The sequence below is a fragment of the Achromobacter ruhlandii genome (assembly GCF_902859695.1).
Lineage (GTDB): Bacteria > Pseudomonadota > Gammaproteobacteria > Burkholderiales > Burkholderiaceae_B > Achromobacter > Achromobacter ruhlandii.
Genome location: NZ_CADIJL010000008.1, coordinates 179,321 through 202,223, shown reverse-complemented (window position 1 = coordinate 202,223; position 22,903 = coordinate 179,321). Strand labels below are relative to the sequence as shown.

The following is a 22,903-nucleotide window of genomic DNA, read 5'->3' as shown; positions in this document are numbered from 1 at the left end:
CTCACTGCTGGTGGCCCATGGCCGCCCAACCCATTGCCACCCGCAACCTGCCTGCTCCACCAGGGATTTCGCAGGCGAATGGCCGACCGGTGCGCACGGCCGCTCGCCGGACGGCACACTGTTAGGGCATCTGGCTTCGGCCAACGCGCGCTCGTTCGAGCGCTCCCGAGTCGCCTCGGGCGTTGCGGTCGTTACCCGCATTCTTGTTGTGGCAGCGTTCAATGGCTGCCCCTGGTTCCGCGCACTACGCTGAACTGAGCCCTGCGCCGACCGACGCTCGTCGGCGGGTTTCCAAGCCCTTGGCGCTCGCCGCCTCGTACCCGATATGCCGGTTTCGCCATGAAGTCCGGCGCAGTCGCGTACGTCTGGCCTTTGCCAACCGGTCGTCCACGACCGTTTTCTTGCCCATCCCACCCGGGGAGCCCGCCTCCCCGATGGGGCGTTGTGTTCCCCGTTTTCCTTGGAGAACACACCGATGGCCCGTCCTACCGCGCCTTCCCTGTGGCTGCCCGGGTTCGACCCGGCGGCCCCGGCCCTGCCCCGCCCTGCAGAGCAGGTTTGCCTTTCCGTTTCTTGCGTGCCCGCCGAGCCTGTCGAGGCCATCCACGTCGAGAACCTCATCGACGTAGCGCAAGAGCAGTTTGTGGACACCGTCCGCGCCAACTGGCGGGTGGTGGCCACCGCGCCCGAGGCCGCCCCGCGCATCCTCTGGCCGCAACTGACCCGCGCCGACCTGGAGCACCTGACCGGCCCGATCGCGAAGTTCGAGGCCAACCTGGCAGCGATCACGCTCCTTCGGGAGATCGAAGCCGAGGGCCGGCCGGCCAGTACGGATGATCGCCAAGTTCTTCGGCGCTACACCGGCTGGGGCGGCCTGCCCGCCACCTTCAATCTCGAAGCCGCAGACAGCACCTGGGTCGAACGTGCCCGTCGCTTGCAGGCGATGCTCAGTGCCGAGGACTACGAATCGGCGCGCGCCTCCGTCAACAACAGCCACTACACCGAGGTCCCCGTGATCGAGGCGATATGGCAGGCGGTGGAGCGCTTCGGTTTCACCGGCGGGCGCATCCTGGAACCCGCCGCCGGCATCGGCCACTTTATCGGCGCCATGCCGCGGAATCTGGCCGAGCGCAGCAGCATCACTACAGTCGAGATCGACCGGGTTTCCGGCCGCATCCTCAACGCGCTCTACGCGCCCGGCGGCGTCGATGTGCGGATTTCGCCGTTCGAGAAAACTCCCCTGCCCGACCACTGGTTCGACCTGGTGATTGGCAACGTCCCCTTCGGCAAGTACAAGGTCGCCGACGTGAGCAACCGGGCCTATGCCCGCTTCAGCATCCACAATTACTTCTTCGGCCGTGCCCTCGACCTGGTGCGCCCCGGTGGGCTGGTGTGCTTCATCACCAGCAGCCACACGATGGATGGCCAATACGACGCGGTGCGCGAGCACATCGCCGCCCAGGCTCACCTACTGGGTGCCATCCGGCTCCCCAAGGGTACCTTCGCCGGCATCGCGTCCACCGAGGTGCAGACCGACATCCTGTTCCTGCGCAAGCGGCAACGGGCCGAGGCGGTCGAGGCCAAATGGTTGAAGCTGGGCACGGTGCCCGATAGTCTCCGGCACCCCCAGTGCCACGAGCGCTACCTGCCGATCAATGCCTGGTACGCCGAACACCCGCAGTTCTGCATTGGCCGCATCCGTCGCGAGAGCAATGGCTACGAGGAAGTACCGGTCGCCGTGTTCGAGGGCGACCTGGAGGCGGCCCTGGCCGAGCGCATCGCCTTGCTGCCGGCCGGCGTTTACCGGCCGGTGGAACACAAGGCAGCCCCGCTGCGGGTGGTGGTCCCGGCCGAGGCCGGTGCCCGTCCTGGCAGCTACCGTCTCCACCAGGGACGGGTACATCGGGTCGAGGGCAGCGAGCTGGTCGATGTCCATGACCAGCTCAATGCCACGCAACGGGCTCGCGTCACCGGCCTGTGCGCCATCCGCGACCACGCCCGGGCCCTGCTCGACGCGCAGTTGGCGGATGCGGGCGACGGTCGGCTGGGTCACTTGCGAGCCATGCTCAATGGGACCTACGAGCGCTTTGTGTCGCGCTACGGTTGCCTGTCCACGCTCGCCAATGCGCTGGCGTTCCGGCGCGACCCGGACTATCCGCTGTTGCTGTCGCTGGAGCATTACGACGAAGAGGCCGACACGGCCCGCAAGGCTGCGCTGTTCACCCGGCGCACGCTGACCCGGGTCGTCGAACCGAGCACCGCGAGCGAGCCGGCCGAAGCGCTGGCCGCGTCCATCCAGTGGCGCGGCCGGGTCGATCCGGCCTACATGGCCGAACTGCTTGGGGCACCCGAAGCGGCGGTGCTGGAGGCACTGGCCGGAGCGGGGCAGGTTTTCCTCGACCCGGCCGACGGGGAATGGAAGACCGCCGACGACTACCTGTCGGGCAACGTGAAAGCGAAGCTCAAGCAGGCGGTGCTCTCCGGGAGTACCTACCAGCGCAACATCGACGCGCTGGAACAGGTGCAACCGGAAGACCTGCCACCGGCGGCCATCGAGCCGCGCCTGGGGGCGGTGTGGATTCCGGCCCTCGACGTTGAGGCGTTCGTCCAGCAGGTCCTGGAACTGAAGGACTGCCAGGTGGGCTACTCGGCCGAAGCCGGCGCCTGGTCGGTGAAGTACGGCGAGTGGGAAGCGCGGCAGAACGTGAAGGTGACCCAGGAATTCGGCACCTCGCGCATGAACGCGATCGAGCTCGTGCAGTGCGCGCTCAATGTGCAGGTGCCGACCGTGCGCGACCGCGATCCGCTGACCGACAAGTACTTCGTCAATCCCGACGAGACGCTGGCGGCGCGGGAGAAGCTGGGCCTGATCAAGGAGCGGTTCGCCGGCTGGGCCTTCGAAGAGACCGAACGGCGCGAGAAGCTGTGCAGGATCTACAACGACCTGTTCAACACCACGCGGCCGAGGCGCTTCGATGGCTCGCACCTGAAGCTGCCGGGATTCTCCCGCTGCTTCGTGCTGCATCCGCACCAGCTGGATTCGGTGTGGCGCATCGTGCAATCCGGCAACACCGGGCTGTTCCATGTGGTCGGCGCGGGCAAGACGGCGGTATGCGTCATCGCCAGCATGGAGTTGCGCCGGCTGGGTTTCGCGAGCAAGCCCTGCCATGTGGTCCCCAACCACATGCTGGCCCAGTACACGGCGGAATTCGTCCGGCTCTACCCGAACGCCTCGGTGCTGATGGCGAGCAAGGAGGACCTGGAAGGCGACCGCCGGCGCGAGCTGGTGTCGCGCATCGCCACGGGCGATTGGGACGCGGTGGTCATCACGCACTCGAGCTTCGAGCGCATCAGGATGTCGCCGCGATTCAGCGAGCGATTCATCAAGGAGATCATTCATGAAATAGAGTTGGCGGTACGCGCCGAGAAGAGCAACGACCGGTCCAACCGGATCATCAAGCAACTCGAGGCGATGAAGAAGAACTGGGCGGTGCGGCTGGAAAAGCTGTCGGCCGACCAGAAGAAGGACGACTTGCTCAGCTGGGAGTTGCTGGGCATCGACGCCCTGTTCGTCGACGAAGCCCACCTGCACAAGAACCTCTACCGGTTCACCAAGATGACGCGGGTGGCGGGCCTGCCGCTGACCAGTTCGGAGCGCGCCTTCGATTTGTTCCTGAAGACGCGCTACACGATGCAACTCCATGGGCATGCGCAGCGGGGGGTGGTGTTCGCGACGGCGACGCCGGTGGCCAACACCCTGGCCGAGATCCACACCATGATGCGCTACCTGCAGCCCAACCGGCTGGAGGAGCTCGGGCTGCAGCAGTTCGATGCCTGGGCCGCCACCTTTGGCGAGAGCGTCACGGCGCTGGAGATCGCGCCGGACGGCAGCGGCTATCGGATGCACACGCGCTTCGCCCGGTTCATCAACGTGCCCGAGCTGATGGCGGTGTTCGGCGAAGTGGCCGACATCCGCACGGCGGAGATGCTGGACCTGCCGGTGCCGAAGCTGCGCGGCGGCAAGCCGCGCATCGTCGCCTGCCCGGCGAGCCCGTCGCTGAAGGCCTTCGTGCAGACGCTGGTCCAGCGGGCGGAAGCCATCCGCAACGGCGACGTCAAGCCGAACGAAGACAACATGCTGGCGATCACCACCGACGGCCGCAAGGCCGCGCTGGATTTCCGGCTGGTGGCGCCCACGGCGCGCTTCGACGAGCACGGCAAGGTCGCCGCCTGCGTGCGGGAGGTCCATGCCATCTGGCAACGCACGGCGGACTTTCGCGGCGCCCAGTTGGTGTTCTGTGACTTGTCGTCCCCCAAGGGCGGCAAGAGCTTCAGCGTCTATGACGACCTGCGGGACCGGCTGATCGGTACGGGCATCCCCGAGAAGGAGATTGCCTTCGTCCATGATGCCGAGACCGATGTCCAGAAGGCGACGCTGTTCAAGGCGGTGCGCGAGGGTCGGGTCCGGGTGCTGCTGGGCTCCACCGCCAAGATGGGGGTGGGCACCAACGTGCAGACGCGTCTCACGGCCCTGCATCACCTCGATGCGCCCTGGCGTCCCTGTGACGTCGAGCAGCGCGAGGGGCGCATCCTGCGCCAGGGCAATGAGTGTGAGGAAGTGGAAGTCTTCCGGTATGTCACGGAAGGCAGTTTTGACAGTTACATGTGGCAAACGCTGGAGACCAAGGCGCGCTTCATCGCCCAGGTGATGAAGGGCGACCAGGGCATTCGGTCGCTGGAGGATGTCGAACTGGCGGCGCTGTCCTATGCCGAGGTGAAAGCCTTGGCGTCAGGCAATCCGCTGGTGATCGAGAAAGCCGGCGTGGACGCGGAGGTGGCCAAGCTCTCGACGCTGTTCTCGGTGTGGCGCAACCAGCGCTATGCCAACGAAAGCGAAGTGGGCCGACTGCCGATGATGATCGAGGCGCTGGAGAAGAAAGTCGCACTTTACGCGAAGGACGCGGCCCGGATCGTGCCGCAGACCCTGCAGGGCATCGCCATGGAATTGGCGGGGCGCCAGATCGCGGGCCCCGATGCGGTCGGCGAAGCACTGCGCGGGTTGGTGAGGACGGCCAAGGAAGAGGTGCGCACGGCCAGCCGGATGATCGAACGGATCGTCGGCCGGTTTGGCGGCTTCGACCTGGGCATCCTCGCGGCACGTGGCGACCAGACGCCCAGCCTGTACCTGGCGGGACACTGCCTGTACAACGCCGAACCTTATCAAACGGGTCCGGCCCTGGTGGCCGCCTTGCTGGGTGCGCTGGAATCGGTGGGCAAGCATCACGCCGACGCCGAGATCCAGTTGGAAACCCGCCGCAAGCGGCTGGAAGACCTCCGGCTGGAACTGGCCCGGTCCTTCGAGCATGAAGGCCGACTGACCAACCTGCTGGTCCGGCAACGCGAGTTGCTCAGGCAACTCGACCTGGACAAGGACGAAGCCGGTAGCGCGAAGGTCGACGGCGACGAGGTACGACAGGCCGCTTGAGTTGATTTCACCCCCATGGCCGAAAGGCTGTGGGGGATTTTCTTGGGCGAAACCGACGCTACTACTCAAGCCGCTTGGACGTGGGATTCACTCCCAGGCCAGTGCGCCACCCGTCTGGTACTCGGTGACCCGCGTTTCGAAGAAGTTTTTCTCCTTACGCAGGTTGGCCTGTTCGTCGAGCCAGGGCAGGACGTTCTCGGCGCCGGGGAAAGGCTCGGCGACGCCGACCTGGCGGGCTCGCCGGTTGGCGATGAAGCGGAACTGGGCGACGTGCATTTCGGCGTTGTAGCCGAGGATGGGCTCCTTCAGGATGTAGCCGGCGTAGGCGGTTTCGGCCGCTTCTGCTTCGTCCCACAGTGTGCGCAGGGCGGCCGGGTCGAGGCTCAGGTTTTCCTCGATCATCAGTTCGCGGATGACGCGGATGCCGAAGGCGCAGTGCAGCACCTCGTCGCGCATGATGTACTGCAGCTGCTCGGCGGCACCTTTCATCAGGCCGCGCCGTTGCAGCGCGAAGACGGGGGTGAAGCCGTTGTAGAACCAGCAGCCTTCGAAAATCACCGCGAAGAAGAAGTAGGAGAGCGCGAATTCGTGCAGGTTGGCGCGGTCTTCGAGGTCGAAATCGGCGCGCATGACCCGCTCCAGGCGGCGGTTGGCCAGCGCGATCTTGCCGTGGATTTCCGGCACGACGCGGTAGCGGTTGTAGATTTCCTGCTGGTCGAGGCCGAGGCTTTCGATGCAGTGCTGGTAGGTCCAGGTGTGCAGCGCTTCCTCGTAGACCTGGCGGGCCTGGTAGATCTGCAGTTCCGGGGCGCTCATCTTTTCCATGACGGCCAGGCCGATGTTGCGCATGGCCAGGATGTCGGAGGTCGTCAGGTAGGCCAGCACGTTCTCGAAGACGTGGCGCTCGGCGCCTGTCAGCTTGTGGTGGTAGTCGTGCACGTCCTGCGCCATGCCGATTTCCAGCGGCGTCCAGTGGTTGCGGTTGGCCTTCAGGAAGAACTCCCAGGCCCACGGGTACTTGAACGGGGCGAGCTGGTTGATGTCTGCCTTGCCGTTGACGATGCGCTTGTCGGCGGCATTGATCGGGGCGAGATAGGCCGACTTGGTTGGCACGCCGTCCGCCGGGAGCTTCGCCTGAAGCGAATGGTCGACGGTGGTTTTTGCCTGTTTTTCGGGGTCGACCGTAGCATTCGCCTGCGGCGCGGCAGATGGCAGGTCCCAGTCGTTCAACAGGGCGCCGGTGAATGGTGCATTCATTTATGTGTTCCTTCGGTAAAAATTGATCAGGCCGGCTGCGTTCAGACGTTGCGTATCTCGATCTGCGGCAGATAGGCCGCCGCTGCGTCGAGCAGTGCGTCGGGCAGTTGTGCCGGCTGCCCATTACGGCGGCAAGGCTGCAGAACGAGCCGGGAGACGCCCCGAGCCGCCAGTTGGCGTGCCAGCCGGGCAATGGCGTCGACATCCAGCAGCCCGGTATCCACGGTGCAGCGTATTTCGTGGTCCGTCCCCGCATCGAGCAGAACATCCAGCGCAGCAAGCGCCGTTTCTCCGGCGCCGGCACCGGTGATGCGGCGGTAATCGTCGAACGGCCCCTTGACGTCGAAACCCACCCAGTCGAGTGTCGGCAGTACGGTAGCCAGACGCTGCGGGTAGATGCCGGCGGTATGCAGCGCGGTGGCAAAGCCTCGCGCCCGAACTTCGCCGAGAGCGGCGGCGAGGCCGCGTTGCAGCAGCGGTTCGCCACCGCTGAAAACGACGCCGTCGAGCAGGCCCCGCCGGGGCTCCAGCCAGTCGAGCACATGGCTCCAGGGCCTTTCCCGGCCCTGCGGCGAATGCAGGTGCGGGTTATGGCAATAGCCGCAGCGCCATGGGCACCCCTGGCAGAAGACGACGGCGGCCAGCCGGCCGGGGAAGTCGATGGTGGTGAATGGCGTCAGCCCGCCCACCACCAGGGTTTTCCTGTCAGCCACAAGCGGCCGATGCCTGGCATGGTTCGGCGAAGTGCCGTCGTTCGCCGTGCTCGCTCTGTTTGCCCGGGTTGAACTCGGAAACCGGCCGGTGGTAGCCCATGACGCGGGTCCATACCTCGCAGCGCTGGCGTTCGGAGTCGTTCAGGAGTGCTTGAGATTTCGTTTCAGACATGGTTTCTTCCTTTCGCATGGGGGTATTAATGGGCGTGGCCGCGCCGGGCGAGGATTTCGTCATCGCATTTCGGGCAGAACTCGTGCTCGCCGGCCAGGTAGCCATGTTTTGGACAGATCGAGAAGGTTGGTGTGATCGTGATGTAGGGCAGCCGGAAACGCGACAGCGCCGTGCGCACCAGTTGCCGGCAGGCGGCCGGGGTCGAGATGCGTTCGCGCATGTAGAGATGCAGCACGGTGCCGCCGGTGTAGCGCGTCTGCAATTCGTCCTGCCGCATCAGCGCCTCGAAAGGGTCGTCGGTAAAGCCGACCGGCAACTGCGACGAATTGGTGTAATACGGCTTGTCCGCCGTTCCGGCCTGCAGGATGTCGGGCCAGCGCTTGCGGTCCTCCTTGGCGAAACGGTAGGTGGTGCCTTCGGCTGGCGTTGCCTCCAGGTTGTAGAGATTGCCGGTTTCTTCCTGATAGTCGCGCATCCGGTCGCGCAAGCGGTCGAGGAGGCGCAGCGCGAGCACGTGACCCTCGGGGCTGGTGATGTCGGCGGCGCCGGCGGTGAAGTTGCGCACCATCTCGTTGATGCCGTTCACCCCGATGGTCGAGAAATGGTTGCGCAGCGTTCCAAGATAGCGCCGGGTGTAAGGAAAGAGGCCGTCATCCATCAGCCGCTGCACGACCTTGCGCTTGATTTCCAGGCTGTCACGCGCCATGTCGGCGAGACGGTCGACGCAGGCCATCAGCGCCGCCTCGTCGCCGGCATGCAAATGGCCGAGACGAGCGCAGTTGATGGTCACGACGCCGATCGATCCGGTCTGCTCGGCCGAGCCGAAGAGACCGTTACCGCGCTTGAGCAACTCGCGCAGATCGAGTTGCAGGCGACAGCACATCGAACGGACATGGTTCGGCTTCATGTCCGAGTTGAGGAAATTCTGGAAGTAAGGCAGGCCGTACTTGGCAGTCATGGCGAACAGGCGCTCGGCGTTGTCCGACTCCCACGGGAAATCCTCGGTGATGTTGTAGGTCGGAATCGGGAAGGTGAAGGCCCTGCCCCGTCGGTCGCCTGCGCTCATGACCTCGATGTAGGCCCGGTTGATGAGGTCCATCTCGGCTTGTAGCTCACCGTAGGCGAAAGGCATTTCCGCGCCGCCGATGACCGGCACCTGGTCGCGCAGGTCTTCCGGGCAGACCCAGTCGAAGGTCAGGTTGGTAAACGGCGTCTGGGTACCCCAGCGCGAAGGTACGTTGAGGTTGTAGACGAATTCCTGCATGCCCTGGCGCACGGCGTCGTAGCCGAGGCCGTCCTTGCGGACGAAAGGCGCCAAGTAGGTGTCGAAGGAGCTGAACGCCTGGGCTCCGGCCCATTCGTTCTGCAGCGTGCCGAGGAAATTGACCATCTGGCCGAGGGCGCTGGAGAAGTGCTTGGGCGGATCGGCCTCGGGCTTGCCGGGCACGCCGTTGAACCCCTCGAACAGCACCTGGCGCAGCGACCAGCCGGCGCAATAGCCGGAGAGCATGTCGAGGTCGTGGATGTGGATGTCGGCATCGCGGTGCGCCTGGCCGATCTCCGGCGGATAGACATGCGACAGCCAGTAGTTGGCGACCACCTTGCCCGACACGTTGAGGATCAATCCGCCCAGCGAATACCCCTGGTTGGCGTTGGCCCGCACACGCCAGTCAGCGCGATCCACGTACTCGTCGATGGCGGCCGCGACGTCCACCAGCGTGCGGCGATCCTCGCGTAGCCGGTGGTGCTGGTCGCGGTAGGCAACGTAAGCGCGGAAGGTCCTCAGGTGGTTGGCGTCGACCAGCGTCTGTTCGACGATGTCCTGCACCTGCTCGACCGTGGGCGCCGAATCGGCATAGCGGTGGCGAATCACCTTGAGCACCCGAGCCGTCAGCAACTGCGCCTCGGCCACATCGAATTCACTGCTGGCGGCACCGGCGCGAGCCAATGCCGAAGCGATGCGCTCGACCTCGAAAGGGACATCGGAACCGTCACGACGCAGGATGCGACGCGGCAGCGACGGGGAAACCAGGGGTATCGCTTCCGATACGGTCGCTTGCAGTTCGTTGGTACTCATTGGCAGGCCTCGCACTCGGGGTTGTCGATGGAACAGAATTTCGGTTCTTCCGACGTTACGGCATCGTCCCTGCCCCCCGCTTTCTCGGCCTGGCTGGCACCCAGCGTGCGCAGGTAGTAGGTGGTCTTCAAACCGCGCAGCCAGGCCAGCTTGTAGATTTCGTCGAGCTTCTTGCCGGAAGGCAGCGCCAGGTAGAGGTTCAGCGACTGGGCTTGGTCGATCCATTTTTGGCGGCGGGCGGCCGCTTCGATGAGCCACACCGGGTCGATTTCGAAGGCGGTGGCGTAGCGCGCTTTCAACTCGTCCGGCACACGCTCGATGCGGGCCAGCGAACCGTCGAAGTACTTGAGGTCGGCGACCATGACCTCGTCCCACAAATCGAGCGCCTTCAAGTCGCGGACCAGCGCCTCGTTGACCACGGTGAATTCGCCGGAGAGGTTCGATTTGACGTAGATGTTCTGGTAGGTCGGCTCGATGCTGGCCGAGACGCCGACGATGTTGGAGATGGTGGCGGTTGGCGCGATGGCGACGCAGTTGGAGTTGCGCATGCCGTGGCGGGCGATGCGTTCCTTGAGGCCGGCCCAGTCGAGCGTCGACTCGCGGTTCAGGTCGACATGGCCGCCCCGCCCTTCCTCCAGCAGCCGGATCGAATCGAGCGGCAGGATGCCCTGGGCCCACAGGCTGCCGGGGTAGCTGGAATAGCGGCCGCGCTCGCGGGCCATATCGGTCGATGCCCCGTAGGCGTGGTAGCACACGGCTTCCATGGTCCGGTCTGCGAACTCGACCGCCGCGGTCGACGCGTAAGGCAGGCCGAGTTCGTACAGGCAATCGGCGAAACCCATGATGCCCAGCCCGACCGGGCGGTGGCGCAGGTTGGCGTTGCGCGCCTTTGGGGTGGCGTAGAAATTGATGTCGACGACGTTGTCGAGCATGCGCAGCGCGGTGGTCACGGTGCGCGCCAGCTTGGCCTGGTCAAGTGCGCCATCCTTGAGGTGGGCCAGCAGATTGACCGAGCCGAGGTTGCAGACGGCGGTTTCCTCGTCCGAAGTATTCAGCGTGATCTCGGTGCATAGATTGGAGCTGTGCACGACGCCGATGTGCTGCTGCGGCGAGCGCAGGTTGCAGGCATCCTTGAAGGTGATCCACGGATGGCCGGTCTCGAACAGCATGGTCAGCATCTTGCGCCACAGTTGGACGGCGGGAATCTTCTTGTGCAGCTTCAGCCGGCCGGCGGCAGCCTGCGCCTCGTAGCCGGTGTAGGCGGCTTCGAATTCGGCACCGAACTTGTCATGCAGATCGGGCACGTCGACCGGCGAAAACAGCGTCCATTCGGCGTTGGCGATGACCCGCTTCATGAACAGGTCGGGAATCCAGTTGGCGGTGTTCATGTCGTGCGTGCGCCGGCGCTCGTCGCCGGTGTTCTTGCGCAGGTCGAGGAATTCCTCGATGTCGAGGTGCCAGGTCTCCAAATAGGCGCAGACCGCGCCCTTGCGCTTGCCGCCCTGGTTGACGGCGACCGCCGTGTCGTTGACCACCTTCAAAAAGGGAATCACCCCCTGGCTCTGGCCGTTGGTGCCCTTGATCCGGCTGCCCAGCGAGCGCACCGGCGTCCAGTCGTTGCCCAGGCCACCGGCGTATTTCTGCAGCAGGGCATTTTCCTTGATCGACTGGTAGATGCCTTCGAGATCGTCGGCGACGGTGGTCAGGTAGCACGACGACAGTTGCGAATGCAGGGTGCCGCTGTTGAACAGCGTCGGCGTCGAGCACATGAAATCGAAGCTGGAAATCAGGTCGTAGAACTCAATGGCGCGGGCTTCGCGGTCGATCTCGTTCAAGGCCAGGCCCATCGCGACGCGCATGAAGAATATCTGCGGCAACTCGATGCGGCGGCCGTCGATGTGCAGGAAATAGCGGTCGTACAGGGTCTGCAGGCCGAGGTAGCCGAATTGCAGGTCACGTTCCGGCTTCAGCGCGGCGGCCAGGCGCGGCAGGTCGAAGGTAGCGAGGCGCGGGTCGAGCAGTTCGGCGGCGATGCCCTGCTTGATGAAAATCGGGAGATAGTCGGCGGTGACTGTTGCGAGTTCATCCAGCGTCACCGGCCGGCCGAGCACCTCGCGGCCCAGGCTGGCCAGCAGCAGGCGGGCGGTCACCTGGTTGTAGGCCGGCTCGCGCTCGATCAGGGTGCGCGCAGCGAGGATCAACGCCTGATGCACATCGGCCAGCGGCACGCCGTCGTAGAGATTCTTCAGCGCCTGGTCGAACACAGTGCGGGCCGAAACGACCTCGCCCAGTCCGTCACAGGCGGCCGCGCAGATTTTCAGCAGCGCGGCGCGGTCGAGTGGCCGGCGCTGGCCGCCATCGAGCACATGCAGTTCGGCGACGCTGATTTCTGCCGCATGGCTGACGGTGCGCTCGGCTGTCCGGCGCTCCCGGTACAGCACGTAGGCCCGGGCAACGTCGTGTTCGCCGGCCCGCATCAAGGCCAGTTCAACGTGATCCTGAATATCCTCGATATGCACCGTGCCGCCATCCGGCAGGCGGCGCGTCAGGGAGCGGATCACCGTCTGCGTCAGGCGCGCCACCACCTCGCGAACGCGGGACGACACGGCGCTCTGGCTGCCTTCGACGGCGAGGAAGGCCTTGGTCAGCGCGACGGCGATCTTGTCGGCATCGAAAGCGACGAGCGCGCCATTGCGGCGGATAACCTGCAGAGCGGCAACGGCGAAGTCGTTACCGGCGGAATGGATCAGGACATTGGATTGCAAGGCGATTCTCCGTATCGGGGGGCGGAGAACCGAGAGCGTGGGCCGGACGCAGGCCAACGCCAGCCAGCCGGGGGAAAATATCCCGAGACCGGATTAGCACAGCAGGCAAACGGCAAATGAACACGCAATAAACCTCTCGTCAGGGACACCCCGCCCCAAAACCATGAAAGAAAGTTCGTTGCGGCAGGTCTCCTGGCTCTCGGTTCAACGCGCTTCACCTACCTTCCCGGACGCATCCAGTGGCATGTGTTGGCGAAGCGCTCGCCGATTACAGTTGCGGGGGCAGCCCCGGAATTCAGACCTTGCGGTCCGGCACCGGATTCCCGTTTTAATCCCCGGAAGGGAACCATCAACGGCATCGAGTCTAGGCTTAACAGACTCGGGGTGTCAAGGAGGCAAATATACTATATACGGTGTTTCGATGACTTGATGCCACTACCTGTAGTGGTCGTGGTGCGCAAACCCATCAGCGCTTTTCTGTTTTCCCGGTCGTTGCCACCATCGGTTTAGTGCCATCTGGATGGCACGCACATGCCTCGCCGTGGGTAAGGCACATTACCCGCACAAAGCTCGCACCCCGCCAAGAAGCTCGGAATTCCCGACGCTTGCGTGTGGCAAACAAAACCGCTGTCTTGAATCCCGGATAAGTCCAGCGCGATACTGCAAGGGCTTTCTGTGGACATCGTGTCTACACAGCCTTCATCGGCGGCCTCGGCCACCCTGAAGTCCAGCCTCGCTGGCGTCGCAGTCGTTACCTGCCTCTTGAATCCCCGACTTCGGTCGGGTCCGGCCATGTCCCTGGCCGAGTGTCTGGTTCAGCCGCCCGGCTGAACACTGTGTCCTGCCGCGCGATCTTCGGGTCAATCGGCATCGAGCGAAGGCCCCGTTCGCAAAGAGCCGTGGGCCTCCATCCTGCACGTGCCGCCTGGCGCGTCGCTGAGCCGCTCTGCCGTCCACGGCGGAGCATCCCGAACGGGGAACCCCAAGTTCCCCGCCAGGGATCGGTGTTCCCTTTCATTCCTGAAGGAGAACACCATGTTCGCAATCCCTGCGACGAGAGAGTCGCGCCCGGTCGCCGTGCTGCTGGGTGGTTCCGGGTACGCCCGACCGTCCCTGCGCATGCCGATTGTGCCGGCGTTGTTGAAACCGAGGCCTACCGTCCCCGGACGGTCTGGCGGCGCTTCCGAGTACCGCGCGGCAGGAGCCTGATCATGCCGATCAGCCTCTACCGCCGGCGCATTGCCGCCACTGTGATCCAACTGGCCAAGGACGATCCGTCCCTGGTCAAGGAGGTGATCGCCCGCTTGCGAGAGTCGGGCGAGATCGAAGCCGACGATCTGGTCTACCTGGACCGGATCGCCGACCGCTGGATGAAGATTGCCGAGGACAACGGCAGGCACGCCGCATCAACGTATCCGCGTCAAGCGCGCGGGTAGCGGGATGCCCCTGGCCTTCGCCATTGCCGCAGCGATCTTTTCCAGCAGATCGGGACGTTCATCGTTCAGCGTATCGGCCCATCGGGCCAATGCCTGGTCGATGTCATCCTGTGTTCGCGCCCCGTCGAAGTCGAGACCGAGTTTTCGGAAGTCCTCGATTTCGTCGGGCGTGAACCGTAGCGCATCGCCTGCACGCAGCATGGTGTGGGCACCTCTTGACCTGTGAGCGTTCAGCTTAGCAGCGCCGCATGTCCGTGCAACCCCGGGGAGTCCACCGCCTCCCCGACCAGGGACGGGTGTTCCCTCTATTCGTCTTTGGAGAAACATCATGTCCCTTGAGAAACCCCGTCCTCGCCCCCGGCGCTCCGGTATCGAGTCCGAGGAAGAGCGTGCCTGGGTCGGCTTCTACCAGCGCGTCGGCCGTGATCCGGCCATCGCGACGGAAGTCATGGCCCAGCTCGAGTCCGATCCCGAAATGAAGCGCACCCATCTGGCGTTGTATCTGTGCTGTAAGGAATCCCTGCGTCGGCACAAAGCCCGCCAGGCACGCAACAAGCGGATCGGTCAGTTTGTCCGCTGGCTGTGCCACGGCCTGTTCGTCCGGCCGCTGCACAGTCTGCAGAAGGGTCTGCGGCACGGCAGCGACATCGCCGTCGAATGCCTGCCCGAAATGGTCAAGGAGCCCGCCGTCGCCCAAGTGCGCCGCCTGGCTCGGGAAACCGAGTTCACGGCGGCACACACGGCCTTCGAGCAACAGGCGGCCCAGCCTGCGGCCGACCCGTTACCCGCATCCACTGAAGCCCAGGCCTCGCCCAGCGGAAAATCAACGCGCTCGGCCGCCTGACCCGAGAAGCGCCAGGCCATCACCGGCCCGGCCTGTGATGCGGCGGCACTTGCCGTCGCATCCGGATCGCCGAACGCCCACGCCCGCTGTTCCCCAGCGGCGCGTGCGGTGCTCGCCCCGATCCCCGCACACCTCATCGAGTGCCCATGAACGCCGGCAAGCCGACTTCACGGGGCGCCCCCACCCGCCCGCTACGCCGTCTGCGCCCGCCGGGCCAAACCTCGCCCGCCGATCTGCCCCCGGCATGCCGGCCCATTTTTTTCAGCAATGAAAGGAATCCATTGATGAGAACCGCTACTGAAATCCTGAATGCCATCGAAACGCGCGCCGAGCGCGCCATCGTCCAAGAGCTTCGCCTCATGAAGAAGGAGGTCCTGCAACTGCGCCCCTCCCTGAGCCCGGAAGACCAGGACCACGCCGACGCCCTGCTGCTGAAGCTGGGTCGTCTGGAGTCCGACCAAGCGATTCTGACCGCCGATGCCGGCGTCCTGGAGCAAGGATTCCAGGCAGTGGCGCAGGCGGCCTGAGCCGCAGCGACACCACCGGCTCGCCGACCTCCGGCCTGCTGGATACCCAACAACCCCGTGGGGCTCACGCCCGACGGGGTGGGGTTCCACGATATTTCGAAAGGAACCCGAGATGAACAAGGTGAGCATCAATGCGGCGCAACAGCGCTACGTGATCGATTGCGGCGAGGGCTATACCTGCCTTGGCTTTGCCAATGCCCGGGATCACGCCAACCAGATCGCCTGCAAGTTGGGCCGTGCCGACCTGTCGTTCACGGACGAGGACTACGCAACCCTCACCGGCTACGAAAAGTACGGCCGAGCCGTCCAGGCCTGGAGCGAGTCGCCGCTGACACGCACGACCTACTTCGATCCCGGCACGGATGCCAAGGCCACCAGGGTCCTGGAATCCTGCCGCACCCGCGAACGAAAGGTCCGCCTGATCCTGGGTGAGACGAGCACCGGCGAACCCTGGCTGGAAGAGCACGACGTCGTCGGCCGGATTGGCCGCTCGACGGGGAGTTTGAAGGTCCCCTTGCTGATCGAGCCCGGCGAGCATGGCGGCAGTGCCATCCTGTGCGCCTGCCTCCTTGCCATCGTGGATTGGGAATCGGGCGACTTCCTGTATCGCCATGCCGCCTACCGTGAAGCCGACTTGAGCATCAGGCCTTCGGGCGACGCCGACCGGTCCTGGAACGTTCTGCGGCGCGAGGAAGTCGTCGCCAGTTTCCGGGACATCGGCAAGGCCGGCGCCTACCTCGCCTTCATGCGCGGCGCGACGATCGAGCCGCGTGTCTTCCAGTGACTTCGAGGGCAGTACCCGATGGCGCGGCGCCTCCCCGGCAGAAACGCTGGGGAGGCTGTCGCCCCCAGAAAACCAACCGCGCTATGCTGCCAGGCGGCACTGGGCGTATTCGCGGTCGATGAGCCAATGCAGGAACTGGGTGTCCCTGGAGACGCCCCAGTAGTGCGCCTTGCATCGGGCGATGTAGGCGTCCAGGTCGTCGAGCGTGCGGAGGTCCACCGGCTCGATGTCGGTGATCTTCCGGAAGCGCTCGACCTCCCGGCGAGTGAGTCGAATTTGCGAGCCGAGGCGGATCATCGTCGTTCTACGTGAAGGGTTGAGCCTTCATCTTGATCAAATTTTTCAGGCTTGTCCTGGGTTTTACGGCGGTCACGCAAAAAATTTGTGCGGTGCAATTAGGCTGACATCCCGATCACACTGGAGTGCAAGTAGGCCCTGTTGACCAAGCCGACCGCACCCTTGCGCCGCAGGAAGCGATCGGCACGCCCTCATCATCGACGCCATTCGCAAGCCCGTCGGATTCCGGCCGCTTGAACATTGCGTCCTCTACATCCCCTTGAATCCACCCTACTGATGCCGGAAACTGACTGGGCATACCTGCATTCCATCTTGGGATGTAGCCCGGCTCTGGCCGGCGTCGCAGTCGATACCTGCCTCATTCATCGTGCCGACCGATGTTACGTACATTCGTCCGCACCTTCATCCCAAGCGGGGACCTCGTCCCCTTTGGGATCGGCGTTTCCGCTTTTCTTGTTTCATAGAGGAGAACGCCATGAATCTATCTGCCTTGCCCCGCGCTGATCTGGTCAGTGAATTACTCTCGCCCCTGGTTTGCGCGTCGAGTACCAACCGTTTGCACGTCAGCGATGCCGTGGCGCAAATGGGCATGCTCGGCACCACCGATACCTTTCTCGCCCATCGCTTGGGCATTGCCCGCGAACTGCTGCTGCGCAATCTGCGTGAGCAGATGCGCAGCGGCCCGCTAATGACTTCGCCGCAAGTCCTGCGCGATTGGCTGCGGCTGTATTGCGCTGGCCTGGAGCACGAGGTGTTCCTGGCGCTCTACCTGGACGCCCAGCACCGCCTGATCGAAGTCGAGGAATTGTTCCGGGGGACATTGACCCAGACCTCCGTCTATCCTCGGGAACTGGTCAAGGGGGCGCTCGCCCGTAACGCCGCCGCGCTGGCCGTTGCGCACAACCATCCCTCGGGGGAAGCCGAGCCCTCGCGGGCCGATGAGCTGCTGACACAGAGCCTGAAGCAGGCGCTGAGCCTGGTGGATGTGCGGGTGATCGACCATTTCGTCGTCGCCGGCGACACGGTAGTGTCGTTTGCCGAATGTGGACGACTTTGATATGTGCAGTGCGGGAGTCCACGCGGCTCCTGCCGCCGCGCTGGCGTCGGCGAACTGCACATAACTCCGCGTCGCACGTACCGTACGGTGTCCATCCACTGCATGAGGAGAGACACCATGGCTATCAATTTTCCCAGCAATACACGCACGCTGTTGGCGCGATCAGCGTTCGCGCCGGAGTTGAAGGAGTTTGCGCTGTGGCTCGGCTGCGAGCGCTACACGCCGTTCGTCACTCATCTGCACTTGCTGCGGCTGGAGCAGGTCTTGCCTCGACTTGCAGGCCCGACTTGCCGCGTGGAAGACGTGCACAGTGCGTTCGTGGCTGTCGGCCGAGGGGTGCCGAGCCGCTTCCATCGGTTTCATGCCACCGAACGTACCTATGGCCGATTCCTGCTTGCGCACGGTCGGCTGATCAAGGACGAGGACAAAGGCCGCCACACCCACCTGTGTATCGCTTACGAGCGGCACCTGCGGGAACTGCGCGGCCTGTCCCTGTCGTCTTGCCAGCACCATGCGATGACCGTCGCCGATTTCCTGGCGCGTGGCCTCGGGGCTGGGCAGGAGTTAGACGCGCTCAAGCTCGAGGACATCGAACGATACGTTGCCCTGCGCAGCCGCGAGGTGACTCGCCACTCGCTGCAGCATGTAGTCGCGTACCTGAGGAGCTTCCTGCGCTACTGTCACGACCACGGCGCGATCGGACGCGTGCTCGATGCGATTGAGACGCCCCGAACCTACCGTGGCGAGTTGCCTCCACGGGCGCTCGATTGGTCGATGGTCCAGGCGCTGATTCGATCAATCGACCTTCATAGCAAGGCGGGGCGGCGCGATCAGTGCATCCTGCACCTGATGGCCCACTACGGCCTGCGGCCGTCCGAAGTCGTGGCGCTGCGCGTAGACTCGATCAACTGGGAGGCCGCCGTGCTGCATGTCGTCCAATGCAAGACCCGGTCGGACCTGCTGCTGCCGCTGGCGCCCCAGACCATGCGGCTCTTGCGCGACTATCTGGCGCACGAGCGCCGTGCACAAGGCACGGATTACCCCGAGTTGTTCCTGCGCGCACGCTGCCCGAGCGGCCCACTGGAACATTATGCGATCGGCGACATCTTCAAGAAGCGCGTTCGGCAGTCCAATCTGGAACTGCCGGACCACAACGTCTACCGCCTGCGACACACGTTCGCGATGCGGTTACTCACGCGGGGCGTGGGCGTCAAGGCCATCGGTGACCTCCTCGGCCACCATAGCCTGGAGAGCACCTGCACCTACTTGCGGCTGGACACTGAGATGCTGCGCGGCGTCGCCCTCGAAGTGCCCGAGGCAGATCTCGGTCAGGGAGACGGCCATGCATGAAACCCATTGCCTGGACACCTGGGACGCCGCCGTCGCGGCCTATCTGAACAGCCGCCACGCCATCGGCCGCGCCTACCGTAAGGAGGAACTGATCCTGCGCGAGCTGCGCAGCTTCCTCATACGCGCTGGCGCCACTGATCTCGATCCGGCCCTCTTCGACTGCTGGCGCGCGCAGTTCCACCACCTCAGCTCGAGTACGCGCGTCGTACGTGAGCACACCGTCTACAAGTTCTACCGCTATCGCCGACGCAGCGATCTCGGCTGCTTCCTGCCGGATCGGGACTCGCTCGCGCGCCAGAAGCCGCATGCGCTGCCGACCATCATCGAGCCCGGGCAGGTGGCGAAATTGCTCACCTACGTATCGCAACTGCCCTCTGGGAGTCGATCCCCCGTGCGGGCGCAGGCCATGCGCCTGGCGGTCGTGCTGCTGTACACCGCCGGACTACGGCGCGGTGAACTCGTCCGTCTGACGCTGGGCGATGTGAATGCCGACGCCGGAATTCTGCGGATCCGGGAGTCGAAGTTTCACAAGTCACGCTGGGTTCCCCTGTCGGTCAGCGCGCATGCTGAGCTGCGGTGTTACCTTGCGGTGCGGCAACAGGCCCATTTCGATGAGCACCGAGAGGCGCCGCTGTTATGCACCCGGGGATCGCGTGCCTACACTGGCGAGGGCTTTTACAGCAGCTTCAAACGCCTGCTGCGTTGCGCTGGCATTCACGACAGCGCCGGCCGGTGTCCACGTGTGCAGGACTTTCGGCACAGCTTCGCGGTGTCGGCGCTGCTGCGCTGGTACAAGGCCAACGCCGATGTCCAGTCCTGCCTGCCCAAGCTCGCACTCTACATGGGCCATGTGTCAATCGTCTCGACCGCGTACTACCTGCGTTGGATGCCGGCGGTCATGTCGCAGGCATCGGATCGGTTCGCGCGCTCCTGCGCGGGGGTGATCGAAGGAGGTGCCTCATGAAGCCGTTCACCCCAACCGATCTCGGGCGCGAACTGGTACGCTTCTTCGAGGAGTTCCTGCCAGCGCAGCGTGGCTTGAGCCCAAACACGGTGCGCAGCTACCGGGACGCCTTGCTGCTGTTGCTGCAGTTCGCCTCAGCTAACGCCAAGCGACCGATCGAGCGACTGGAGGTGTCCGATCTGACCGCCGAGCGGGTGATCAACTTCCTGAACTTCCTCGAGACGGACCGTGGCAACGGGATCGCCACCCGTAACGCCCGCCTCGGTGCCATCCATGTCTTTGCACGCTTCCTAGCGACGCGCCGGCCGGAGTATCTGGGTTCGCTGCAGCAGGTGATCGGCCTGCCGTACAAGCGTGGCGCGCGCGAGGTGCCGATCGACTATCTGGAGCGCGCCGAGATCGAGGCGATGCTGCAGAGCATCGACCGTGACACCGCACTGGGCCGGCGCGACTATGCCCTGTTCGCCCTGATGTTTAACACCGGCGCGCGCGTGCAGGAGGCGTTGGACGTGAGGCGGCGCGATGTGCGCTTGGATGCGCCGCCCCAGGTGTGCCTTCACGGTAAGGGCAACAAGGTGCGACTGTGTCCGATCTGGCCAGCAACGGCCAAGCTGCTGCGCGCCTTCATCGCTGAAGCACCGGCGCCCGACGGGGATCCCGCGGATGCGCTGCTCTTCACCAATGCCCGCGGTGGGCCGCTGACGCGCTTTGGCGTGCGCTACCTGTTGCGCCGGTACGTCGCCGCTGCGGCGCAGCGGACGCCGAGCATACGAGACAAGAGCATCCACCCGCATTCACTGCGCCATAGCACAGCCATTGCGCTGCTGAAGTCAGGGGTGGACTTCGCTACCATCAGCCAGTGGCTGGGGCACGCCAGCTTGAATACGACGATGCGCTATGCCCGGGCCGATATCGATCTCAAGCGCCAGGCCATTGCGCAGGTGTTCCCAGATGCGCTGGCGCCACCGCGTGGCGGTCGGTTCCAATTCGACGGCCGTGACTTGCTCGGTTGGTTGCGGCGGATGTGAGCCGGAGATGTGGAGTCAACAGCTTTGGTAGCCCCCGTTCTCCTGGGAGGGCGCGGTGCGACTCCACATATCAAAGAAGTCCACATTCAGCAAACTATGTTGTGCTCCACATAGTTTGCCGAACGTGGGCTGGTGTAACGCCATGCGCCGCCGGCCAACCGCGTCGCGTCCGATGCTCAAAGGCATGCCCACCTCATTGGGTCGGGCTGCCTTTGCTGTCACATGAGGAAATCATCATGGCGACGAGAATCCCGCCTCATTGTCCAGCTTGCGCGGGCGACGGCGTGCCCTTGGGTACGCTGGGCCGCCTGCGCTGGTTCCGGTGTCGCAACTGCGGCATGAACTTCAGTCGTCAGACTGGCACGCGCCCCAAGACCAAGTCGACGGCTCATCAAAATGGAGGAGAAGCGCATGGAAGCACCCGCTGTGGCAACCCTGCAAGCGCAGGCTGAACCTCTGGCCTCGTTATCGATCTCGCATCTGAGTTCAAGCACCCGCCTGAAACTGGCCGATGACGACTTGTCGGTCAACGCCTACCCGACCGACTGCGGCGGCATTATCTATGTCGGCTCCCCCCGTTACCGGATGCCGACGGAAGCCGATCTAGCCACAATCTTCGAAGTCGCGGAGCAAGCCGGTATTGCCTGGCTGAAGTTCGATAGCGAAGCGGCCGTGATCGACGGTCTACCGGTTTTTGATTTGCAGGAGCCCGAGCCGTGAGTCGGCAATCCAGCTCTCACAACGGGACCACACGATAGTGGCGGTGGCCGAACATGCCCGGCCACCGCTATGCCAGCAGCGTTTTAAGCCGTTCCAAGCCCGCTTTGATGTCATCGCCAAGGCGTAAGGCCTCCGGGCCGCCTTCCGTTGCTTGCTGGGCCGCCCAGCTGCAAAACTCCGACATCAAAGAAGCCTTCTCGACGGTGATTTTCGACTGGCGAAGGCCATCCTCAATGAGGGGGATCAAGCCGGCCGCTGCGCGCAGCCTGTTCAACGCGGGTGTGGGTTCGGGGATTTTCGACATGCAGACATTTTAGCGGCGGGGCGCCGGACAAGCCATGGCAATCCTACAAGCGGCCCTGAAGATCCATATCAATCACCGCATCCGCCATGGCGGTCAGGTCCGGCGTCTGGGACACGAAGAACTCCCGCTGATACTCGAGGGGTTCTTCACGCGCCGGCTTATGCAGCAACAGCGGCCCAGTCCACACACGATCGCCTCCTATCGAGACACCTTCCGCCTGCTGCTCAAGTACATGCACAAGCACTTTGGCACGTCACCCTGCAAACTGGCCTTCGAGCAACTCGACGCAGTGGTGATCACCGACTTTCTCGGTGACCTGGAGCGCGAGCGTGGTGTTTCGACGCGCAGTCGGAATCTGCGCCTGAGCGCCATCCGTTCATTCTTCCACTACGCCGCGTTCGAAGCACCGGCGCATTCCGCCCAGATCCAGCGCATCCTCGCGATCCCCAGCAAGCGTGGCCCACGCAATCAGGTGTGCCATCTGACGCGCCAGGAGGTCGAAGCGCTGCTCGCCGCACCCGACTTGAGCTCGTGGGGCGGTCGGCGCGATCATGCGCTCCTGCTGCTGGCGGTACAAACGGGGTTGCTGCTCTCCGAACTGACCGGCCTGTGTCGCGAGGATGTCAGATTCGACACCGGCGCTCACGTTCATGTCGTCGGAAAGGGGCGCAAGGAGCGGTGCACGCCGTTGGCGAAGCAGACCCGCCACGTCCTGCAGACATGGATGCGAATCGACTTGCCTCCCGAGTGTAAGGTGTTGTTTCCGAGTGCGAGGGGCACCCGGCTCAGCGCAGACGGTGTCCAGTACCTTCTGGCCAAACATGTCGCGACCGCGAGTACGGCCTGCCCTTCGTTGCTGGGCAAGCGCGTGACGCCCCACGTGCTGCGCCACACGACAGCCATGGATCTGCTCCTGGCCGGTGTCGATCGTTCCGTCATTGCGCTGTGGCTGGGGCACGAGTCGGTCGAGACGACGCAGATCTACCTGGAGGCCGACATGACATTAAAGGAGCAAGTCCTGGAGAAGACAGCGCCGCATGTCGGAAAGTCTGGCCGCTACCGACCAGACGATCAACTACTGGCGTTTCTTGCCGCTTTGTAGTGGGTAGCTGGATGCCCGCCG

19 protein-coding genes and 1 riboswitch are annotated in these 22,903 nt (G+C 64.3%); of the genes, 11 read left to right on the top strand and 8 right to left on the bottom strand.

Going from position 1 to position 22,903, the window contains the following annotated elements; all coding sequences use genetic code 11:
- Window positions 1-577: 577 nt before the first annotated feature.
- Window positions 578-5,485: a helicase-like domain-containing protein gene (locus tag HV742_RS12935; protein ID WP_254601097.1), complete on the top strand. Its 4,908-nt coding sequence runs from the start codon at window positions 578-580 to the stop codon at window positions 5,483-5,485.
- An 87-nt stretch (window positions 5,486-5,572) separates the two neighbouring features.
- Here HV742_RS12935 and HV742_RS12930 read toward each other — a convergent pair whose 3' ends face one another.
- The 5 genes from HV742_RS12930 to HV742_RS12910 are packed head-to-tail and all read right to left on the bottom strand — an operon-like array spanning window position 5,573 to window position 12,469.
- Window positions 5,573-6,742: a ribonucleotide-diphosphate reductase subunit beta gene (locus HV742_RS12930; RefSeq protein ID WP_217482389.1), complete on the bottom strand. Its 1,170-nt coding sequence runs from the start codon at window positions 6,740-6,742 to the stop codon at window positions 5,573-5,575.
- 41 nt (window positions 6,743-6,783) lie between these two features.
- Window positions 6,784-7,455: an anaerobic ribonucleoside-triphosphate reductase activating protein gene (locus tag HV742_RS12925; RefSeq protein WP_175145463.1), complete on the bottom strand. Its 672-nt coding sequence runs from the start codon at window positions 7,453-7,455 to the stop codon at window positions 6,784-6,786.
- The gene (gene nrdD, locus HV742_RS12920) at window positions 7,448-7,627 is read right to left on the bottom strand and encodes an anaerobic ribonucleoside-triphosphate reductase (protein WP_175145461.1); all 180 of its coding nucleotides are present in this window, start codon (window positions 7,625-7,627) and stop codon (window positions 7,448-7,450) included. Before nrdD ends, HV742_RS12925 begins: the two co-directional genes overlap by 8 nt.
- A gap of 25 nt (window positions 7,628-7,652) precedes the next feature.
- Window positions 7,653-9,704 carry a ribonucleoside triphosphate reductase gene (locus HV742_RS12915; protein ID WP_175145459.1) on the bottom strand — a complete coding sequence of 684 codons (2,052 nt, stop codon included), beginning with the start codon at window positions 9,702-9,704 and terminating at the stop codon, window positions 7,653-7,655.
- On the bottom strand, window positions 9,701-12,469 hold the full coding sequence (locus tag HV742_RS12910; protein ID WP_254601096.1) for a ribonucleoside-diphosphate reductase subunit alpha: 2,769 nt from the start codon (window positions 12,467-12,469) through the stop codon (window positions 9,701-9,703). Before HV742_RS12910 ends, HV742_RS12915 begins: the two co-directional genes overlap by 4 nt.
- Before the next feature lie 165 nt (window positions 12,470-12,634).
- Window positions 12,635-12,835, bottom strand: a riboswitch (cobalamin riboswitch).
- A gap of 845 nt (window positions 12,836-13,680) precedes the next feature.
- On the opposite strand from HV742_RS12910, the gene HV742_RS12905 reads away from it, so the two are divergent.
- Complete coding sequence (locus HV742_RS12905; RefSeq protein ID WP_041224349.1) at window positions 13,681-13,905, top strand: hypothetical protein; 225 nt, start codon at window positions 13,681-13,683, stop codon at window positions 13,903-13,905.
- Here the strand turns inward: HV742_RS12905 and HV742_RS12900 are convergent.
- Entirely contained in the window at window positions 13,876-14,106 is a 231-nt protein-coding gene (locus tag HV742_RS12900) for a hypothetical protein (RefSeq protein WP_175145456.1), read from the bottom strand. The two genes, HV742_RS12905 and HV742_RS12900, sit on opposite strands and share 30 nt — an antisense overlap.
- Before the next feature lie 127 nt (window positions 14,107-14,233).
- Here HV742_RS12900 and HV742_RS12895 point away from each other — a divergent pair, with 127 nt between their 5' ends.
- From HV742_RS12895 to HV742_RS12885, 3 genes are all read left to right on the top strand, one after another.
- Window positions 14,234-14,749 (top strand): hypothetical protein, encoded by a 516-nt coding sequence (locus HV742_RS12895; protein ID WP_175145454.1) that lies wholly within the window; start codon window positions 14,234-14,236, stop codon window positions 14,747-14,749.
- Between the two features lie 284 nt (window positions 14,750-15,033).
- The gene (locus HV742_RS12890; protein ID WP_175145452.1) at window positions 15,034-15,276 is read left to right on the top strand and encodes a hypothetical protein; all 243 of its coding nucleotides are present in this window, start codon (window positions 15,034-15,036) and stop codon (window positions 15,274-15,276) included.
- Window positions 15,277-15,388: 112 nt separating this feature from the next.
- Window positions 15,389-16,060 carry a hypothetical protein gene (locus tag HV742_RS12885; RefSeq protein ID WP_175145450.1) on the top strand — a complete coding sequence of 224 codons (672 nt, stop codon included), beginning with the start codon at window positions 15,389-15,391 and terminating at the stop codon, window positions 16,058-16,060.
- 81 nt (window positions 16,061-16,141) lie between these two features.
- Here HV742_RS12885 and HV742_RS12880 read toward each other — a convergent pair whose 3' ends face one another.
- Window positions 16,142-16,357, bottom strand: coding sequence for a hypothetical protein (locus tag HV742_RS12880; RefSeq protein ID WP_175145448.1), 216 nt, complete (start codon window positions 16,355-16,357; stop codon window positions 16,142-16,144).
- 475 nt (window positions 16,358-16,832) lie between these two features.
- Here HV742_RS12880 and radC point away from each other — a divergent pair, with 475 nt between their 5' ends.
- The 5 genes from radC to HV742_RS12855 all read left to right on the top strand — a co-directional run bounded on the left by radC (window position 16,833) and on the right by HV742_RS12855 (window position 21,476).
- Window positions 16,833-17,414, top strand: coding sequence for a RadC family protein (gene radC / locus HV742_RS12875; protein WP_175145446.1), 582 nt, complete (start codon window positions 16,833-16,835; stop codon window positions 17,412-17,414).
- A gap of 117 nt (window positions 17,415-17,531) precedes the next feature.
- Window positions 17,532-18,764, top strand: a complete 1,233-nt coding sequence (locus HV742_RS12870) for a tyrosine-type recombinase/integrase (RefSeq protein ID WP_175145444.1) — start codon at window positions 17,532-17,534, stop codon at window positions 18,762-18,764.
- Complete coding sequence (locus HV742_RS12865; protein ID WP_175145442.1) at window positions 18,757-19,728, top strand: tyrosine-type recombinase/integrase; 972 nt, start codon at window positions 18,757-18,759, stop codon at window positions 19,726-19,728. Before HV742_RS12870 ends, HV742_RS12865 begins: the two co-directional genes overlap by 8 nt.
- Window positions 19,725-20,756 carry a site-specific integrase gene (locus HV742_RS12860; protein ID WP_175145440.1) on the top strand — a complete coding sequence of 344 codons (1,032 nt, stop codon included), beginning with the start codon at window positions 19,725-19,727 and terminating at the stop codon, window positions 20,754-20,756. The genes HV742_RS12865 and HV742_RS12860 overlap by 4 nt, the downstream gene beginning before the upstream one ends.
- 411 nt (window positions 20,757-21,167) lie before the next feature.
- Complete coding sequence (locus tag HV742_RS12855) at window positions 21,168-21,476, top strand: DUF5983 family protein (RefSeq protein WP_175145438.1); 309 nt, start codon at window positions 21,168-21,170, stop codon at window positions 21,474-21,476.
- Window positions 21,477-21,543: 67 nt separating this feature from the next.
- On the opposite strand, the gene HV742_RS12850 is transcribed toward HV742_RS12855, so the two are convergent.
- Window positions 21,544-21,780, bottom strand: coding sequence for a hypothetical protein (locus HV742_RS12850; protein WP_175145436.1), 237 nt, complete (start codon window positions 21,778-21,780; stop codon window positions 21,544-21,546).
- A gap of 34 nt (window positions 21,781-21,814) precedes the next feature.
- Here HV742_RS12850 and HV742_RS12845 point away from each other — a divergent pair, with 34 nt between their 5' ends.
- Window positions 21,815-22,882: a site-specific integrase gene (locus tag HV742_RS12845; protein ID WP_175145434.1), complete on the top strand. Its 1,068-nt coding sequence runs from the start codon at window positions 21,815-21,817 to the stop codon at window positions 22,880-22,882.
- Window positions 22,883-22,903 lie beyond the last annotated feature (21 nt).

What these genes read in the sequence shown, in the direction of transcription:
- HV742_RS12865 (WP_175145442.1), top strand. Translation starts at nt 18,757, where the DNA reads ATGCATGAAACCCATTGCCTGGACACCTGGGACGCCGCCGTCGCGGCC.
- HV742_RS12895 (WP_175145454.1), top strand. Translation starts at nt 14,234, where the DNA reads ATGTCCCTTGAGAAACCCCGTCCTCGCCCCCGGCGCTCCGGTATCGAG.
- HV742_RS12905 (WP_041224349.1), top strand. Translation starts at nt 13,681, where the DNA reads ATGCCGATCAGCCTCTACCGCCGGCGCATTGCCGCCACTGTGATCCAA.
- HV742_RS12900 (WP_175145456.1), bottom strand. Translation starts at nt 14,106, where the DNA reads ATGCTGCGTGCAGGCGATGCGCTACGGTTCACGCCCGACGAAATCGAG.
- HV742_RS12885 (WP_175145450.1), top strand. Translation starts at nt 15,389, where the DNA reads ATGAACAAGGTGAGCATCAATGCGGCGCAACAGCGCTACGTGATCGAT.
- HV742_RS12855 (WP_175145438.1), top strand. Translation starts at nt 21,168, where the DNA reads ATGGAAGCACCCGCTGTGGCAACCCTGCAAGCGCAGGCTGAACCTCTG.
- HV742_RS12915 (WP_175145459.1), bottom strand. Translation starts at nt 9,704, where the DNA reads ATGAGTACCAACGAACTGCAAGCGACCGTATCGGAAGCGATACCCCTG.
- radC (WP_175145446.1), top strand. Translation starts at nt 16,833, where the DNA reads ATGAATCTATCTGCCTTGCCCCGCGCTGATCTGGTCAGTGAATTACTC.
- HV742_RS12890 (WP_175145452.1), top strand. Translation starts at nt 15,034, where the DNA reads ATGAGAACCGCTACTGAAATCCTGAATGCCATCGAAACGCGCGCCGAG.
- HV742_RS12850 (WP_175145436.1), bottom strand. Translation starts at nt 21,780, where the DNA reads ATGTCGAAAATCCCCGAACCCACACCCGCGTTGAACAGGCTGCGCGCA.
- nrdD (WP_175145461.1), bottom strand. Translation starts at nt 7,627, where the DNA reads ATGTCTGAAACGAAATCTCAAGCACTCCTGAACGACTCCGAACGCCAG.
- HV742_RS12870 (WP_175145444.1), top strand. Translation starts at nt 17,532, where the DNA reads ATGGCTATCAATTTTCCCAGCAATACACGCACGCTGTTGGCGCGATCA.
- HV742_RS12845 (WP_175145434.1), top strand. Translation starts at nt 21,815, where the DNA reads ATGGCAATCCTACAAGCGGCCCTGAAGATCCATATCAATCACCGCATC.
- HV742_RS12860 (WP_175145440.1), top strand. Translation starts at nt 19,725, where the DNA reads ATGAAGCCGTTCACCCCAACCGATCTCGGGCGCGAACTGGTACGCTTC.
- HV742_RS12880 (WP_175145448.1), bottom strand. Translation starts at nt 16,357, where the DNA reads ATGATCCGCCTCGGCTCGCAAATTCGACTCACTCGCCGGGAGGTCGAG.
- HV742_RS12930 (WP_217482389.1), bottom strand. Translation starts at nt 6,742, where the DNA reads ATGAATGCACCATTCACCGGCGCCCTGTTGAACGACTGGGACCTGCCA.